Annotated in this window: 17 protein-coding genes and 1 tRNA gene; 13 read left to right on the top strand and 5 right to left on the bottom strand. The window is 60.2% G+C overall.

The genetic code is table 11. The features are described 5' to 3' along the window. Nucleotides 1-16 precede the first annotated feature (16 nt). The 7 genes from pheS (at nucleotide 17) to G0Q00_RS08295 (ending at nucleotide 5704) form a co-directional block, all read left to right on the top strand. The gene (gene pheS, locus G0Q00_RS08325; protein WP_163038120.1) at nucleotides 17-1090 is read left to right on the top strand and encodes a phenylalanine--tRNA ligase subunit alpha; all 1074 of its coding nucleotides are present in this window, start codon (nucleotides 17-19) and stop codon (nucleotides 1088-1090) included. After that, entirely contained in the window at nucleotides 1087-1395 is a 309-nt protein-coding gene (locus G0Q00_RS08320; protein ID WP_163038118.1) for a hypothetical protein, read from the top strand. Before pheS ends, G0Q00_RS08320 begins: the two co-directional genes overlap by 4 nt. Continuing rightward, the gene (gene pheT / locus G0Q00_RS08315) at nucleotides 1392-3788 is read left to right on the top strand and encodes a phenylalanine--tRNA ligase subunit beta (protein ID WP_163038116.1); all 2397 of its coding nucleotides are present in this window, start codon (nucleotides 1392-1394) and stop codon (nucleotides 3786-3788) included. Before G0Q00_RS08320 ends, pheT begins: the two co-directional genes overlap by 4 nt. Before the next feature lie 37 nt (nucleotides 3789-3825). Then, nucleotides 3826-4482, top strand: a complete 657-nt coding sequence (locus G0Q00_RS08310; protein ID WP_163038114.1) for a phosphoribosyltransferase — start codon at nucleotides 3826-3828, stop codon at nucleotides 4480-4482. Further along, nucleotides 4479-4928 (top strand): YtoQ family protein, encoded by a 450-nt coding sequence (locus tag G0Q00_RS08305; RefSeq protein WP_163038112.1) that lies wholly within the window; start codon nucleotides 4479-4481, stop codon nucleotides 4926-4928. The genes G0Q00_RS08310 and G0Q00_RS08305 overlap by 4 nt, the downstream gene beginning before the upstream one ends. 128 nt (nucleotides 4929-5056) lie before the next feature. Then, nucleotides 5057-5485 (top strand): large conductance mechanosensitive channel protein MscL, encoded by a 429-nt coding sequence (mscL, locus tag G0Q00_RS08300; protein WP_163038110.1) that lies wholly within the window; start codon nucleotides 5057-5059, stop codon nucleotides 5483-5485. 142 nt (nucleotides 5486-5627) lie between these two features. After that, nucleotides 5628-5704, top strand: a tRNA-Met gene (locus G0Q00_RS08295). Nucleotides 5705-5822: 118 nt separating this feature from the next. Here G0Q00_RS08295 and ald read toward each other — a convergent pair. Beyond that, nucleotides 5823-6941, bottom strand: coding sequence for an alanine dehydrogenase (ald, locus tag G0Q00_RS08290; RefSeq protein WP_163038108.1), 1119 nt, complete (start codon nucleotides 6939-6941; stop codon nucleotides 5823-5825). Nucleotides 6942-7101: 160 nt separating this feature from the next. Between ald and G0Q00_RS08285 the strand changes: the two genes are divergently transcribed. Beyond that, entirely contained in the window at nucleotides 7102-7560 is a 459-nt protein-coding gene (locus G0Q00_RS08285; RefSeq protein ID WP_163038106.1) for an Lrp/AsnC family transcriptional regulator, read from the top strand. A 97-nt stretch (nucleotides 7561-7657) separates the two neighbouring features. On the opposite strand, the gene G0Q00_RS08280 is transcribed toward G0Q00_RS08285, so the two are convergent. Beyond that, on the bottom strand, nucleotides 7658-8899 hold the full coding sequence (locus G0Q00_RS08280) for an MFS transporter (RefSeq protein WP_163038104.1): 1242 nt from the start codon (nucleotides 8897-8899) through the stop codon (nucleotides 7658-7660). A 98-nt stretch (nucleotides 8900-8997) separates the two neighbouring features. On the opposite strand from G0Q00_RS08280, the gene zapE reads away from it, so the two are divergent. Further along, on the top strand, nucleotides 8998-10083 hold the full coding sequence (gene zapE, locus G0Q00_RS08275) for a cell division protein ZapE (protein WP_163038395.1): 1086 nt from the start codon (nucleotides 8998-9000) through the stop codon (nucleotides 10081-10083). Between the two features lie 406 nt (nucleotides 10084-10489). On the opposite strand, the gene G0Q00_RS08270 is transcribed toward zapE, so the two are convergent. The 3 genes from G0Q00_RS08270 to G0Q00_RS08260 are packed head-to-tail and all read right to left on the bottom strand — an operon-like array spanning nucleotide 10490 to nucleotide 13684. Beyond that, the gene (locus G0Q00_RS08270) at nucleotides 10490-11764 is read right to left on the bottom strand and encodes a folylpolyglutamate synthase/dihydrofolate synthase family protein (protein ID WP_370458553.1); all 1275 of its coding nucleotides are present in this window, start codon (nucleotides 11762-11764) and stop codon (nucleotides 10490-10492) included. Then, entirely contained in the window at nucleotides 11761-12726 is a 966-nt protein-coding gene (accD, locus tag G0Q00_RS08265) for an acetyl-CoA carboxylase, carboxyltransferase subunit beta (protein WP_163038102.1), read from the bottom strand. The genes G0Q00_RS08270 and accD overlap by 4 nt, the downstream gene beginning before the upstream one ends. Nucleotides 12727-12757: 31 nt before the next feature. Continuing rightward, the gene (locus G0Q00_RS08260) at nucleotides 12758-13684 is read right to left on the bottom strand and encodes a CPBP family intramembrane glutamic endopeptidase (protein WP_163038100.1); all 927 of its coding nucleotides are present in this window, start codon (nucleotides 13682-13684) and stop codon (nucleotides 12758-12760) included. Between the two features lie 194 nt (nucleotides 13685-13878). Between G0Q00_RS08260 and G0Q00_RS08255 the strand changes: the two genes are divergently transcribed. The 4 genes from G0Q00_RS08255 (at nucleotide 13879) to G0Q00_RS08240 (ending at nucleotide 16332) form a co-directional block, all read left to right on the top strand. Beyond that, nucleotides 13879-14550 (top strand): hypothetical protein, encoded by a 672-nt coding sequence (locus tag G0Q00_RS08255; protein WP_163038098.1) that lies wholly within the window; start codon nucleotides 13879-13881, stop codon nucleotides 14548-14550. A 120-nt stretch (nucleotides 14551-14670) separates the two neighbouring features. After that, nucleotides 14671-15444 carry a DUF6478 family protein gene (locus G0Q00_RS08250; RefSeq protein WP_203564912.1) on the top strand — a complete coding sequence of 258 codons (774 nt, stop codon included), beginning with the start codon at nucleotides 14671-14673 and terminating at the stop codon, nucleotides 15442-15444. Between the two features lie 25 nt (nucleotides 15445-15469). Next, nucleotides 15470-15850, top strand: a complete 381-nt coding sequence (locus G0Q00_RS08245; RefSeq protein ID WP_163038096.1) for a hypothetical protein — start codon at nucleotides 15470-15472, stop codon at nucleotides 15848-15850. Continuing rightward, complete coding sequence (locus G0Q00_RS08240) at nucleotides 15847-16332, top strand: DUF523 domain-containing protein (RefSeq protein WP_163038094.1); 486 nt, start codon at nucleotides 15847-15849, stop codon at nucleotides 16330-16332. Before G0Q00_RS08245 ends, G0Q00_RS08240 begins: the two co-directional genes overlap by 4 nt. The last annotated feature ends 14 nt before the right edge of the window (nucleotides 16333-16346 follow it).

Genomic DNA, 16346 nt, shown 5'->3' with positions numbered 1-16346 from the left:
AAGCAAAGGGACCGAGATGGACGAGCTCAGAACAAAATATCTGGACGCAATCGGTGGGGCTGCGGATGAAGCAGCGCTGGAAGATATCCGCGTGCAGGCGGTCGGCAAAAAGGGCGAAGTGGCCCTGAAAATGCGCGAGCTGGGCAAGATGACGCCCGAGGAACGCCAAGTGGCTGGCCCCAAGCTGAACGCGTTGAAGGACGAGATCAACTCGGCCATTGCCGCCAAGAAATCCGCGCTGGCGGATGCTGCCCTTGATGAACGTCTGCGCACCGAATGGCTGGACGTCACCCTGCCGGGCCGCCCGCAGCGCCAAGGTACGATCCACCCGATCAGCCAAGTGACCGAGCAAATCTCGGCCATCTTCGGCGATATGGGTTTCTCGGTTGCCGAAGGGCCGCAGATCGAAAGCGATTGGTACAACTTCGACGCCCTGAACATCCCGCCGCACCACCCTGCGCGTCAGGAATTCGACACGTTCTATATGCACCGCGACGAAGGCGACAACCGCCCGCCGCACGTGCTGCGCACCCACACCTCACCGGTACAAATCCGCGCGATGGAGAAGACCGGCGCGCCGATCCGCGTGATCGCACCGGGTCGCGTATACCGCTCGGATTACGACCAGACCCACACCCCGATGTTCCATCAGGTCGAAGGTCTGGCGATCGACAAAGACATCTCGATGGCGAACCTGAAATGGACGCTGGAAGAATTCTGCCGCGCCTTCTTCGAGATCGATGGCATCGAACTGCGCTTCCGCGCCTCGCACTTCCCCTTCACCGAACCGTCGGCCGAAGTCGACATCCGCTGCTCGTGGGAAGGCGGCACCCTGAAACTGGGCGAGGGCGACGACTGGATGGAAATCCTTGGCTCTGGCATGGTGCACCCGAAAGTGCTCTCAGCCGCAGGCGTGAATCCCGACGACTGGCAGGGCTTTGCCTTCGGTCTGGGCATCGACCGTCTGGCCATGCTGAAATACGGCATCCCCGACCTGCGCGCGTTCTTTGACAGCGACCTGCGCTGGCTGCGCCACTATGGTTTCAGCTCGCTGGACGTGCCGACCATGCGTGGGGGGCTGAGTAGGTGAGCAACCGCTACACCAAAATAAGGGAAGAAGCGGAGCATACCATCGCTAAGCGATTGCCGGACTTGGCTCGCTTCAAGGATAAGAACCCAGTCGGTGAAGCCGTCGTTGCATTGATTGGAACAGTTCTTGTCATTTTCCTTTTTGGTCTCGTTGCAAATGTGCGCCTCACGGCAAACGAGCTGGCGATAACCATCACCGCGCTTGTCGTTGCTGGAGTGCGCTACTTCTATGTTGACCGCATGACAAAAAATTACTTCTCCGAGCTAGATCGTGAGATAGAAAAACTTGAGGGATCAAACCCATGAAATTCACCATCTCCTGGCTGAAAGACCACCTCGATACCACGGCCTCCGTCGATGAGATCGCCGAGGCATGCACCGATCTGGGGCTCGAGGTTGAGGATATCTTCAACCCCATGGACCGTCTGGGCGCCTTCACCATCGCCAAGGTCAAATCGGCCGAGAAACACCCCGACGCCGACCGTCTGCGCGTGTGCACGGTCGACACCAACGAAGGCGAAAAGCAGATCGTTTGCGGTGCGCCGAATGCGCGTGAAGGCATCACCGTGGTGCTGGCCAAGCCCGGCGACTATGTGCCCGGCATCGATGTGACGCTCTCGGTCGGCAAAATCCGCGGCGTGGAAAGCCACGGCATGATGGCGTCCGAGCGCGAGCTGGAGCTGTCGGAAGAACATGACGGCATTATCGAGCTTCCCTCGGGCGAAGTCGGCGAGAAATTCGTCGATTGGCTCGCCGCCAATGACCCGACCAAGGTGGACCCGGTGATCGAGATTGCGATCACGCCGAACCGCCCCGATGCGCTGGGCGTGCGCGGCATTGCGCGTGACTTGGCCGCCCGTGGTTTGGGTACGCTGAAGCCCTTGAAAGAACACAAAGTTGCGGGCAACGGCCCCAGCCCGATCAACGTAACCATTGATGACGACACACGCGACGATGCGCCCGTCTTCATGGGCCGTCTGATCAAGGGCGTGAAGAACGGCCCGTCGCCTGCGTGGTTGCAGGCCCGTCTGAAGGCCGTGGGCCTGCGCCCGATCTCGGCGCTTGTGGATATCACCAACTTCTTCACCTACGACATGAACCGCCCGCTGCACGTGTTTGACGCGGACAAGGTCAAAGGCGACCTGCGCGTTCACCGTGCGAAGGGTGGCGAGACGCTGGTGGGTCTGGACGAGAAGGAATACACCTTCCCCGAGGGCGCCGTTGTGATCTCGGACGCAGAAGGCGTCGAGAGCATCGGTGGCATCATGGGTGGTCTGCCCACGGGTGCGACCTACGAAACCACCAATGTCTTCCTCGAAGCCGCTGTTTGGGACACGATCCAGATCGCGAAAACCGGCCGTGCGCTGAAGATCAACTCGGACGCACGCTATCGCAACGAGCGCGGCATCGACCCGGAATATAACGCCCCGGCGATCGAGGCCGCGACCCAGATGATCCTTGATCTCTGCGGCGGTGAAGCGTCAGACGTTGTGGTCGCTGGCGAAGTGCCTGACGTATCGCGTGCGTACAAGCTGGACACCGACCGCGTGCAGTCGCTGGTGGGTATGGACATTCCTGCCGATGAGCAGCGCGCGACCCTGACCGCGCTGGGCTTCGAACTGGACGGCGACATGGCGCACGTCCCGTCGTGGCGCCCTGACGTGCTGGGCGAGGCTGATCTGGTCGAAGAAGTCGCCCGTGTTGCATCCCTGACAAAGCTGGTCGGCAAGCCTTTGCCGCGCAGCCATGTGGGCGTGCCGAAAGCAATCCTGACCCCGATGCAAAAGCGCGAAGGCATCGCGCGTCGCACCGTGGCCGCGCTGGGCTACAACGAATGCGTGACCTACAGCTTCATTGATCAGGCCAGTGCTGAACGTTTCGGCACCGGTGGCGACGACGTCTCGCTCGCCAACCCGATCTCGTCCGAGATGAGCCACATGCGCCCCTCGCTGCTGCCCGGTCTGCTGCAAGCCGCCGCCCGCAACCAAGCGCGTGGTTTCATGGATCTGGCCCTGTTTGAGGTTGGCCCCGTCTTCCACGGCGGCGAGCCGGATGAATACGAGCAGATGGTCACCGGTATCCTCGTCGGTCACACTGGCCCGCGCGACCGTTTCGGCGCGCGTCGCCCGGTCGACACATATGATGCCAAAGCAGATGTCGAGGCCGTTCTGGCCGCCATCGGTGCGCCCGCGAAGCTGACTTTCGTGCGTGACATGAACGCGTGGTGGCATCCGGGCCGCTCGGCCAAGCTGGGTCTGGGTCCGAAGAACATCCTTGGCGCATTTGGCGAGCTGCATCCGAAAACCATCGCCGAGATGGACGTGAAAGGTCCCGTTGTGGCCTTCGCCGTACATCTGGCGAAAGTGCCGTTCCCGAAAGCCAAAGGCACGGGCCGCGCGGCGCTGGGCGCGTCGGACCTGCAGCCGGTCGAGCGTGACTTCGCCTTCGTGGTGGACGCGGACGTAGAAGCCATCAATCTGGTGAACGCAGCCGCAGGTGCCGACAAGGCTCTGATCACCGATGTGAACGTCTTTGACGAATTCATCGGCGGATCGCTGGGCGAAGGCAAGAAATCGCTCGCCATCACCGTGCGTCTGCAACCGCGTGACGCGACCCTGACCGACAAAGACATTGAGGCCGTCAGCCAGAAGATTGTCCAGAAGGTCGAGAAAGCCACAGGCGGAAGCCTGCGCGGCTGATTTTGCGCAAACCCGCCTGTTTCGGCATAGTGAAGACATGTTCACGAACCGACATCAGGCGGGCGATGCCCTTGCTGCCCGCGTCATAGACCTCGATCTTTCATCGCCGCTGGTGCTGGCCTTGCCGCGCGGGGGCGTGCCTGTGGCGCTTCCGGTCGCGCGGGCACTTGATGCGCCGCTGGACTTGCTGATGGTGCGTAAGTTGGGATTGCCGGGCCATGCCGAACTTGCGGCAGGTGCCGTGGTGGATGGTGCGCGCACGGACGTGGTGTTCAACACCGACGTCTTACGACGCGCCGGGCTGACCGAAGCAGATTTCGACAAGATGATTGCCGATAAGCTCTCTCAGATCGAAGCGCGGCGTGCGATGTATTTGTCTGGTCACGCGCCTCTGGATGCCGCCGGGCAGGACGTGATCGTTGTCGATGATGGCATTGCCACCGGGGCGACCGTGAAAGCTGCATTGAAAGCGCTACGCAGGCGAGATCCGCGCCAGATCATTCTTGCGGTTCCCGTCGCCCCGCAGGACGGGATTGACGAGTTGCAGTCGCAAGTAGATGGCGTAGTCTGCATTGAGACGCCGCACCCCTTCTACGCGGTTGGTGCGCATTACCGCAGTTTTGAGCAGGTCTCGGATGAAGACGTGGTTCAGATGCTGCAAGATTATTGGAATGAACAGGAGCGAAGCACGTGACACTGAAGGTATATCTTTCCGGCGAAATCCACACGGACTGGCGTGAGCAAATCATCGATGGAGCCAAGGATCTGGACATCGCATTCTCGGCCCCCGTCACCGATCACGATGCCTCGGATGATTGCGGTGTGGCTATTCTGGGCGAAGAGCCCAACAAGTACTGGCACGACCACAAAGGTGCGTTGATCAACGCCATCCGCACGCGCAAAGGGATCGAAGATGCCGACGTCGTCGTCGTGCGCTTTGGCGAGAAATATCGCCAGTGGAACGCAGCCTTCGACGCGGGCTATGCGGCCGCAAAGGGCAAGTCGCTGATCGTCCTGCAAATGCCCGAGCATGACCACGCCTTGAAAGAGGTCGACGCTGCAGCACTGGCCGTCGCACGCGAGCCCGCGCAAGTGGTCGAGATTCTAGCCTATGTGCTGAACGGCTCCCTGCCAAGCTGACCCACACGTCAGCTTGCGGTGACGAGCGTCTAAATTTTCCCCAGCAAAATCGCGCAGATTTTGTGTACCGTTGTGCCAATGCGAACGGGATCACGCATTCTGCGCGGTCAAAAACATACGGGGATAGTATGCTTAAAGAATTCAAGGATTTCATCGCCAAGGGCAATGTCATGGATATGGCCGTTGGTATCATCATCGGTGCGGCCTTCACCGCCATCGTCAAATCTATGGTCGACGACCTGATCAACCCGATCATTGGTCTGTTCACCGGTGGTGTGGACTTTACCAACAAGTTCGCCGTTCTGTCAGGTGATGTCGCCGCGGGCAGTTCGCTTGAAGCTGCACGCGAGGCAGGCGCATCGGTTTTCGCTTACGGTGCCTTCACTATGGCCGTGATCAACTTCCTGATCATCGCTTGGGTGGTCTTCATGCTGGTGAAGATGGTCAACAAGGCCAAAGAAGCCGCCGAGAAAGAGCAGGAAGCCGTGGAAGAGGTCCCCGCAGGCCCCAGCGAGCTGGATCTGCTGACCGAGATTCGCGACGCTTTGAAGAAATAAAACGGGCCGAATTGGACCGCGATAGGGCGTCGGAAAAACCGGCGTCCTTTTGTTTGAAATTTCTGCGTCCGTTTGCCGATTTCTGGCGTTTTTCGTTTGACACTGGCAGCGTGCCGGAATATTCGGACCTCCGATATGAGATGGCGTGGTAGCTCAGCTGGTTAGAGCACAGCACTCATAATGCTGGGGTCGGCGGTTCAAGTCCGCCCCACGCTACCATCTCAATCCTGAAGTAAGCCCTGCCACTTGGCGGGGCTTCTTTCGTTTCACGGACCTGCCAAAATAAAAGCCCCGCTCACTGGCGGGGCCTTCAATGCGCGATATCTGGAAGGGGGGATCAGATTTTCAGCGCCTCTTCTCCGGTGATGCTGTCCAGACCAAGGGCTTCACCCACGGCTGCATAGGTCAGCTTGCCTGCATGCACGTTCAGGCCGTTCAGCAGGTGCGGATCTGCGGCGCAGGCCTCATTCCAGCCCTTGTCGGCCAGCGACAGCATGAAGGGCAGGGTGGCGTTCCCCAGCGCGATGGTCGAGGTGCGGGCAACAGCGCCCGGCATGTTGGCCACGCAGTAATGCATCACGTTGTCGACTTCATAGATCGGGTCAGCGTGAGTGGTCGCCTTCGAGGTCTCGAAGCAGCCACCTTGGTCGATGGCAACGTCCACCAGTACGGCGCCCGGCTTCATGGTCGACAGCTGCGCGCGGCTGATCAGTTTGGGCGCTGCAGCACCCGGGATCAGAACGGCGCCGATCACCATGTCAGCCTGCTGGACCAGCTCGGCGGTGGCTGCAGCGGTCGAATACTGATTCTTGAAAGTGCCGCCATAGACGTCATCCAGATAGCGAAGACGCGGCAGCGAGCGATCCAGAACGGTGACGTCCGCGCCCATACCCGCAGCGATCTTGGCTGCATGCGTACCGACGACACCGCCGCCGATCACGACAACTTTGGCCGGTGCAACGCCGGGCACGCCGCCCATCAGCACACCACGGCCGCCATTGGCCTTTTGCAGCGTCCACGAGCCGACCTGCGGGGCCAGACGACCCGCAACTTCCGACATCGGCGCCAGCAGAGGCAGGCCGCCATTGTTGTCGGTCACGGTCTCGTACGCAATCGCGGTACAGCCCGAGGCCAGCAGGTCATGGGTCTGGTCGGGATCCGGAGCCAGGTGCAGATAGGTGAACAGCAGCTGACCTTCGCGCAGCATCTTGCGCTCAACGGCCTGCGGCTCTTTCACTTTCACGATCATGTCGGCTTTGGCGAAGATTTCTTCTGCCGTGCCCAGCACGGTGGCACCAACGGCGCGGTAATCGTCGTCCGAGAACCCAGCGCCCATACCGGCATTGGTTTCTACGATGACAGAGTGACCACGTCCGATGGCCTCGCCTGCGGCGGCGGGCGTCAATCCGACGCGAAATTCCTGTGGTTTGATCTCTTTTGGGCATCCGATCAGCATGGGGTGTCCTCCTTCTCTCTGGCGCGGAAACTTAAGCTGTTATCCATTGATCTTGGGGGTGTCCTCACGCAATTGCTTTGAAAAGATGTAGCGTACAGGGTATAGTTCTTCGAAGAAAACTGCGCCGATGGCGCAAGCAGCGCAAGGAATGTGATCGAAATTGGAACTTGATAGTGTAGATCGCCGCATCTTGCGGGCACTGCAGCGCACCGGACGCATCTCAAACGCTGAACTGTCCGAGAAGGTGAACCTCTCCCCGTCCGCGTGTCACCGGCGTGTGCAGCGGCTCGAGACCGAGGGCTTCATTAAGAACTACGTGGCCCTTCTGGATGCCCGCAAGCTGAAATGCCCAACGACTGTGTTCGTCGAGATTACGCTGTCGGGTCAGGCTGACGAGGTGCTGGATGCCTTCGAACGCGAGGTTGCGCGCGTTCCGGATGTACTGGAATGCCATCTGATGGCGGGCACGGCGGATTACATCCTGAAAGTCGTCGCACAAGACACCGAGGACTTCGCGCGAATCCACCGGCAATATCTCGCCCGCCTTCCGGGCGTACAGGGCATGCAATCCAGCTTTGCCCTGCGCACGGTGTTCAAAACCACGGCGTTGCCCGTCTGATACGCGCCTGCATTTTCTTGCCATAAATATCCCGGGGTGAGCCCCGCAGGGGCGAGGGGCAGCGCCCCTCAGGCTCGCGTCAGCGAGCCACCCAAGCCTACGCCGTGCGCGCCGACAGGGGCTGCTCTTTCACCGGCAAATGCACAATGGCCGAGAACGCACCGACCCCCACACCAATCCACCAGACCATCGTGTAGTCGCCAAAGGCGTCATACATCCGACCGCCCAGCCAGACGCCAAGGAAGCTGCCGAGCTGGTGCGAAAAGAAGACGATCCCGTAAAGCGTGCCCATATAGCGCAACCCATAGATATGCGCGACAAGACCCGAGGTCAGCGGTACCGTCGCCAGCCACAGCGATCCCATCGCGATCGAGAAGATGATGACCGAAGTCGGTGTGATCGGCATCAGGATGAACAAGGCCGCCACAATCGTGCGCCCGGTATAGATTGCCGCCAGCAGGTTCTTCTTTGAGTACGTCTTACCTAGATAGCCCGCAAACAACGTGCCCGCGATATTGGCCAGACCAATCAGCGAGATCGAGATCGCCCCCAGCGCCGAGGTCGTCGAGACCCCAACCGCCGCCAGCGTGCCTGAGGGATCAATCGCCCCGCACATCTCGGTCACGAAGGCCGGGAAGTGGGCGGTGATGAAGGCCAGTTGATAGCCGCAGGAAAAGAAGCCTAGAAAGATCAGGGTATAACTGGGATCCTTGAATGCCTTGATCAGGATCTGCCCCATGCTGTCTTCCAGCTCGGATTTGCTGGCGATGGTCTCGGTCTTCATTAGCGGAAGCAGGGCGAGCGTGGCCAGAATAGCGGCCGCAAAGACCACGAAGACGTTTTGCCATGTCATGAAGCTCAGTAGGTATTCGGCCAACGGCGCACCAAAGACCTGACCGGCGGACCCGGCAGCGGTTGCAATTGCCAGAGACATCGAGCGATTCTCGTCGCTGGAGGCACGTCCCACGACGGCCAGAATGACGCCAAACCCGGTGCCCGCGATGCCGAAGCCCACCAATACCTCAAGCATTTGATGCGCTTCCGGGGTGACGGCCATAGAGCTTGCCACAAGGCCAACCGCGTAGATTAACGCGCCCATGATGATTGCTTTGCGGTCGCCGATCTTCTCGGCAATGGCGCCGAAAATGGGCTGCCCGATGCCCCAAGCAAGGTTCTGGATCGCAATCGCCAGCGAAAACTCGGCGCGTGGCCAGTTGAACTCGGTGGCAATCGGGATCTGGAACACGCCGAAGCTGGCCCGGACCGCAAAGCTGATCAGGATGATAATGCAACCAGCCACAAGGACCGGGGTGATAAGGGGTGCGCGTGTCTCAGTCATTCGCGCAATGTCAGACAATTGCCGCACTGCGTCAATTCTTGCTTTTTGATGTGGCACTTAACCTTTCTTTATGTGACGTGGCGTTTTATCTGTCGGTCATGGCGAACTTGATCCAAACCTATGATGCCCTTGCCCAATCGGGCGAGATTACCCGCGACCCCGCGCAAGAGGCCTGCCTGCCGGGTCTCGAAGACATCCGTGAACATCTGGACGCTGCCCCCAAGCGCAAACGCGGCATTCTGGGCGGGCTGTTTCATTCCAAACCCGAAGAGGTTCCGCAGGGGCTCTACCTGTGGGGTGGCGTTGGGCGCGGCAAGTCGATGCTGATGGATCTGTTTGTCGACAGTCTGGAAAACACCGCCGCCCGCCGCGTGCATTTCCACGCCTTCATGCAAGAGGTGCACGAGGGCATGGCCGAGGCGCGCAAGACCGGCGTGGATGACCCGCTGGCACCTGTCGCCGCGAAGATCGCCGCAGATGTAAAGCTGTTCGCCTTTGATGAAATGCAGATCACCGACATCACCGACGCGATGATCGTCGGGCGCCTGTTCGAAAAGCTGTTCGAGGCGGGTGTGGTTGTTGTCACCACGTCGAATCGCCACCCGGATGCGCTCTATAAAGACGGGCTGAACCGCCAGTTGTTCCTGCCCTTCATTGCGCTTCTGAAGGACCAGATGGTAGTGCACGAGCTGGTCAGCCCGAATGACTATCGCCAAGACCGGCTGGCAGGTGAGCAGGTCTATTTCAGTCCGGCGAATGCCGACGCACGTCAGGCGATTGATGCGCTGTGGAAGGATATGACGGGCGGACAGGCCGAGCCTTTGGTGCTGACCGTCAAGGGGCGCGAGGTGGTGTTGCCCGCCTATCGCAATGGTGCCGCGCGTGCGCGTTTCCATGACCTGTGTGGCGCGATGCTTGGGCCGGGCGACTATTTGACCGTTGCCAATGCCGTGAAGCTGCTGGTGCTGGAAGACATCCCGCGCCTGAGCCGTCAGAATTTCAACGAGGCCAAGCGATTCGTCACGCTGATCGACGCGCTTTATGAGGCAAAGGTGCGCCTGATCGCATCTGCTGCAGCTCTGCCCGAGATGCTGTATGTCGAAGGCGAAGGCTCGTTCGAGTTCGAGCGGACCGCAAGCCGTCTGCGCGAGATGCAGGATAAAGACTGGGGAATGGACGTCTAGCGGAGTGACGAGGGGCCGCGCGTCTGCGACCCCTCAGGTTTGCACCTGCCTGCCTAACTCGGATGGGGTCGGAATACCCCGAAGCGCCGCTGGGTTAGGCAAAGAGTCACGATGTAGGTTTGTGATCACAAAGGCATAGATAATTCGTGCCTTGTGCGAATCACTTTGCCGCCCCGGCGAAATGTACTGCTCGATAAGCCGTCTGCTTCATGCGGACTTTGCCTATAGAATACTCTATTTATAGGCGCTAACCCCTTAAACCGTCAACGTTTTACATAGAATCGTCGTTGATTCGCGAATCGGGCAAAAAAGTGATTCTTTTCGGGGGTTTGACTCGTGTTCTTGATGCGGTTCAGCGCGGGCGTGCAAAATTAATTTTGTGATCACGCCCGCTGAATGCAGTTTCTCAACCGTTTTCGCGCAGGATTGCACCCGCCAGATACAAGGATCCGCAAATCAGGATGCGCGACTGTGGATCGGCCTGCGTGATGGCGGCAATCGCAGCCTCGACCGAAGGTGCTGTGGCCGCGGTCATCCCAACCTTTGTAGCCTCATCCGCCGTGGTTTCGGCAGGCAGGGTATTGGGCTCGTCGGGGATGGACACGGCGGTCAGACTGTCCGCCACGCCCGCCAAGGGGCGCAGATAGCCTGCGATGTCCTTGGTGTTCAGCATCCCGCAGATCAGATGGGTGGGGCGTTTGGGTAGGTCAGCCAGAACGGTGGCCAGCATTTCGCCCGCGGCCGGGTTGTGACCGCCATCAAGCCACAGCTCGGCCTCGCCCGCGGCATCGATCAGCGGGCCGGTTTTCAGACGCTGCATCCGTGCGGGCCACGTGACGTCGCGCATGGCGGCTTCGCAGGCGGCTTCGTCAAAGCCCAGTACGCGTAGCGCGGCAATCGCGGCGCCTGCGTTTTCGATCTGGTGCGGGCCGATCAGGGCGGGCAGGGGTAGGTCCAGAAGTCCGTTTTCGTCTTGGAAGATCAGACGTCCGCGCTCTTCCCAGAAATGCCAGTGCTGGCCATGTACGAACAAAGGGCAACCCAGCTTGGCGGCGCGCGCCTCGATCACCTCGAGCGCTTCGTCTTTTTGCGGGCCAACCACGCAGGGCACGCCGCGTTTCAGAATGCCGGCTTTCTCGCCCGCGATCTCGGGCAGGGTTTCGCCCAGAAACTGCGTGTGGTCGATTGAGATCGGGGTAATCACGGTCAGCGCGGGTTTCTCAACGACGTTGGTCGCGTCCAGCCGTCCGCCCAGCCCGGTTTCCAGCAGGGTGAAATCGGCAGAGGTCTCGGCAAAGGCCATCAGCCCTGCGACAGTCGTGATCTCGAAATAGGTGATGTTCTCGCCGCCATTGGCGGCATAGCAGCGGTCCAGCACCTCGGTCAGGGCGTCTTCGCTGATCAACTCGCCCGCCAGACGAATGCGTTCGTGGAAGCGCGCAAGGTGCGGCGAGGTATAGGCGTGCACCGCCTTGCCCGCGCCTTCAAGCCCGGCACGGATCATCGCTTGGGTCGAGCCTTTGCCGTTTGTACCCGCTAGATGGATCACGGCAGGCAGCTTGTCCTGCGGGTTGTCCACGGCCTTGAGCAGCCGCCAAACACGATCAAGCGTCAGGTCGATGATTTTCGGGTGCAGTGACATCATCCGGTCAAGGATGACGTCCGAGCCTTGGGCGCTCACGCTTTGTCAGCCTTTTCCGCGTCTGTAGGCGCCTCTGCGGTCGCGGTTGGTTCGGCCTGCGTTTCAACTTCGGCTTCTGGCTCGGGCTTCGGCAGATCGCCTTTCACCGCAGGCGGTTTGCCTGTCAGCATCCGCAAAATCGTCACCAGCTCGTCTTTCATGTCCTTGCGGTGCGTCACGCGGTCCAGCATGCCGTGATCCAGCAGGTACTCGGCGCGCTGGAAGCCCTCGGGCAGTTTTTCGCGGATGGTCTGTTCGATGACACGCGGGCCGGCAAAGCAGATCAGAGCGTTGGGTTCAGCGATATGTACGTCGCCCAACATCGCGTAGGACGCGGTTACGCCACCTGTGGTCGGGTGGGTCAGGACGACAACATAGGGCAGGTTTGCTTCTTTCAGCATCTGCACGGCAACCGTGGTGCGCGGCATTTGCATCAGCGACAGGATACCTTCCTGCATCCGGGCACCACCTGCAGCTGAGAACAGCACCAGCGGGCGTTTGGTTTCCACGGCGCGTTCGGCAGCGGCGATGATCGCATTGCCCACATACATACCCATCGAGCCGCCCATGAAGCTGAAGTCTTGTGCGGCGGCGATGATCGGGGTGCGCCCAATTTCGCCTTCAGCGACCAGCATAGCTTCGCGTTCGCCGGTGCCCTTGCGGGCCGACTTCATGCGCTCGGGATATTTCTTCTGATCTTTGAACTGCAGCGGATCGTCGATCGGTGCAGGAACGTCCACCTCGGTGAAAATGCCGCCGTCAAACAGGTGCGTAAAGCGGTCACGCGGCGTGATCGCCATATGATGATCGCAGCTGGTGCAGACATTCTGGTTCTCGGCAAATTCGCGGTGGAACAGCATGGTTCCGCATTCACCACATTTGGTCCACAGATTTTCCGGCACCTCGCGACGCGAGAAAAGCGAGTTGATGCGGGGGCGGACGTAGTTTGAGATCCAGTTCATCGCCAGACTTCCTTGTTGCGTTTGGCCTTAGTTAGTCTGCCTTGGCGGCATTTGCAATTGGCGGCTTCCGCTGCGTGAGGTTCCACCATATCGCAAATGCGACCAGAACCAGAACAGTTTGCAGCATCATCGAGGCCGACGTGGTCCATCCCATCAGATCAACCTCGGCCACGAAAAGGGAAAACCCATCCAAACTTCCCTTATTGCCCAGCAGCACCATCGACATGTTATTGCCGAAGTGCAGCCCGGCGGCGGCGCCGATGTTGCCGGTGCGTACAGTTACAAAGCTTAGAACAATGCCCACAACGCTGGTGTGGATGACATAAAACACGGCGTTGATCCCCCAAGTGGCGGGATCGGCGTGCAGAAGGCCGAACGCGACCGAGGGCAGGATGGCCCAGATCCAGACCGACTGAAACCGGGCGCGGAGTTGTTGGAGCATGTAGCCGCGAAACACCAATTCCTCGGCGAAAATCTGGACGAAGATCAAAAATAGGGCGGGGGCAAGGATCAGCAGCCATTCGCGCGTTGGTAGATTGCGTTCAAGCTGGGTTTGGTCCTGAGGGGCGACGAAGAGCGGCTCGACCAATTGCAGCAGGGCCGCGGTAAAGGCGACCCCAAGTGCGATCAGGATGCCGATGCGGAATTGCCGCCAGAGCACGCGTTTTTGTGTGCCGAGAAGGGTCAGGAAGCTACGCTTGTGCAAGAAGCGCACGACCAGCCACAGACCCAGATGGTAACCCAAGAAGGTCAGAAAGAAGATCGCTGTATGTGTCGGGGTTGCCCCGTCCAGAATGGTTGCCGGGTGCGCGCCGATCAGCCACCCTCCGCCCATGAAGATTGCGAAGGTGGCGGCGAAAAAGACCACATGGATCAGGATGAACCCAAGGACCGAGCGCCAGATCTGGCACGTTGGCTGCGCAGGGGACCAGAAAGAAGACTGGGGGGCGAGGGTCACGGGGCGGCTCCTGTACGCATCAACTGGATAGTCCCTGCAAATGTGTCGTGGATCGCCGAAAAGGACAATCAGGTTTTCCCTGACTTGCGTCCTGCTGGGCAGGCTTGCTATCCGATCACAGTTGAAGCCGGAATGGTGCAGGATTGGGTGCGCGCGTGTTAAGTTGCCGAAAAGCGGGAAATATCAAGCGTCAAATGCGCTGGATCGCAGGGGGCGTTGTGACGGTGATACTGGCCGGGTGTTTCGACGGAGCCAGCTCGTATGACGTGCGCAACAGCCCGTTGTTTTCAAAACAGGCGCCGTCTGCGTCGCGCGATTTGGTGCGGCGGCGGGCGGTCATGTCCGGGACGGTCACCATCGCCGCGCCCAAGGGATATTGCGTCGATGTCAGTTCGCTGCGGGATCAGGCGCCTGGGGCGTTCGTGCCGCTTGGCGCCTGCGCGGCTCTGACGCGGAATGCTGCCGATCCCAGCCCCAAGATCCCTGCCTTTCTGGTGGCCAGCGTGACAGACCAGCCCGCTGGCGCGGCGATTGCCGACGATGACCCAGAGGTGCTGACAGAGCAGGCGCGCCGCTTTTTGGAAAGCACCGCCGGGCGCGCTGCGCTGAGCCGCTCGGGCGATGCCAGCACGGTGACCGTTCTGGACCTGAAGGCCGCCGCGGGCGTGGTGAAGGTGCTGACGCGCGACAGCTCTGCCAACCGTCCTGAGACTTTGTCGGACACCACATGGCGCGCGTTCCTGACTGTGGGCGATAAGCTGGTCGTGGCCAGTGTGACGGGGTTCACGAAGCACCCGCTGAGCCCGCGCAATGGTCTGGCGCAGTTGAATAAATTCATCGCGGCGATCGAGAAAGCAAACCCGTAAAGCCGCGTTGGCAACGGTGGCGCGGCGTCAATTTTTCGCAAATTGCGAAATTAACGATTATCTGATTAAGTGCGGCCATCCTGACACCTGATCACCACCAGAACGGGCAGAGACACAGATATGCAAAGTTGGATCACCTCGCTTTCGGATCGTTTGGCCGACCGTCGGGCCCTGCGCCGCTGGGCGCGTGTGGCGCGTGATGCGGGGTCTGTCGACAAGCCTTTGCTACGGAACGCACGTGTGCGGGCGCGTCAGTTGCGACAGCAGTTGGATCAGGTGCTGTTCACAGCAGACAGCCGTTTGGCGCTGCCGGCTTTGGGGTCCAACACGTTCCAAAAGCCGCTGCATTCCGATTGGGCCCACCGCCCGGAAGCGTGGCGCGGCCCGCTTGAGCCATCCGGCGTGGCCTCGGTCCGAAACGCGACGCCGTTCGGGGACGAGGTGAAGCTGTTTCACGATTGCCCGCTGGCCGAGGTCGCCGTGCGCCAAGTGCGCAACACGCGCGAAGCGGACCTTGCCCCGTTTGGCGTGGCGCTCGAGGTGTTCGGTTTCGAAGGCTCGTTCCTGTCCTTCGCGGTCGAGCTTCCTGACGGCGCTACCGACGGGCTGCATCGTAACCATATCGTGCGTCTGGCCGTATCCGCCGAGGCCGAGCGCCCCATCGAAGTCTTCGCGCGGCTGAACATCCAGCACGGCCCCAACCACGAACAACTGCCTGACAAGCAAACCCTTGGGGACGGCAGCGTGCAGTTCGAATTTGACCTCGCTTATTCCAACATGAACGAAAAGCGGGTGCAGAAGATGTGGATTGATCTGGTGTTTGGCGATCCTGAAATGAACCAGATAACGCTGCGCGACCTGACGCTGTACCGTTATCCCCGTGCCGAGATCTAAGGGCATCTGTTGAGAAGGAGCTATCATGGCTGACATGACGCTTGAGAAAGCCCGCATTCACGCCGGTATCTGGGAAGGTGTTCTGACGGCGAATGTCGATGCCGCGCCCGAGCTTGAGGTGACACATCAGGCGCAGGTTGTGTCGGGGGTTGAGGTCGCTGTGGTGGAAGGCCTGTCTGGTCAATTCAGCGTGCGTGTACCGATCCCGGCCGCGCTGCTGGGCGACGGGATCCAGACCTTCGTCATTCAGGACAAGTTGACCGGGCAGACGCTGGACAGTTTCGTGATTGTCACCGGCGAGCCGCTTCAGGCGGACATCCGCGCCGAGATGGACCTGCTGCGCTCGGAACTCGACATGCTGAAACGGGCCTTTCGCCGGCATTGTCAGGACGGCGGCGAAGGATGACCGCGATTCTCGTCAGTGCGTGCCTGCTGGGGCAGAAAGTGCGCTATGACGGGGCGGCGAAAACGTTGACGGATGATCGGTTAAGCCGTTGGGCGCAGAAAGGCTGGTTGCATCCGATCTGTCCCGAGCTTTTGGGTGGTCTGTCCGTCCCACGCCTGCCCGCCGAGATCGAACCGGGTCACGATGGTGTATCGGTTCTGTCGGGGCAGGGGCGTATTCTGGATATGCATGGGGGCGACGTGACAGAGGCATTTCTGCATGGCGCCAAGATCGCAGTGGCCACGGCGCAAAAGCATGGATGTAAATTCGCCCTGTTGACCGAAGCCAGCCCGTCTTGTGGCACAGATGTTATCTATAGCGGCCATCACGATGGTGTCCGACGCGCCGGGATGGGCGTAGTGGCTGCAGCTTTGACGCGGGCTGGCGTGCAGGTGTTCTCGTCCGAGCGGATCGAGGAATTGGCGGCTGTGATCGACTTCTGAGTGATCGATCTTAG

This window comes from Aliiroseovarius sp. PrR006, assembly GCF_010500215.1.
Taxonomy (GTDB): Bacteria; Pseudomonadota; Alphaproteobacteria; order Rhodobacterales; family Rhodobacteraceae; genus Aliiroseovarius.
Note: the sequence above shows the minus strand (reverse complement) of the source record. Positions and strands in the feature narration are given on the sequence as shown.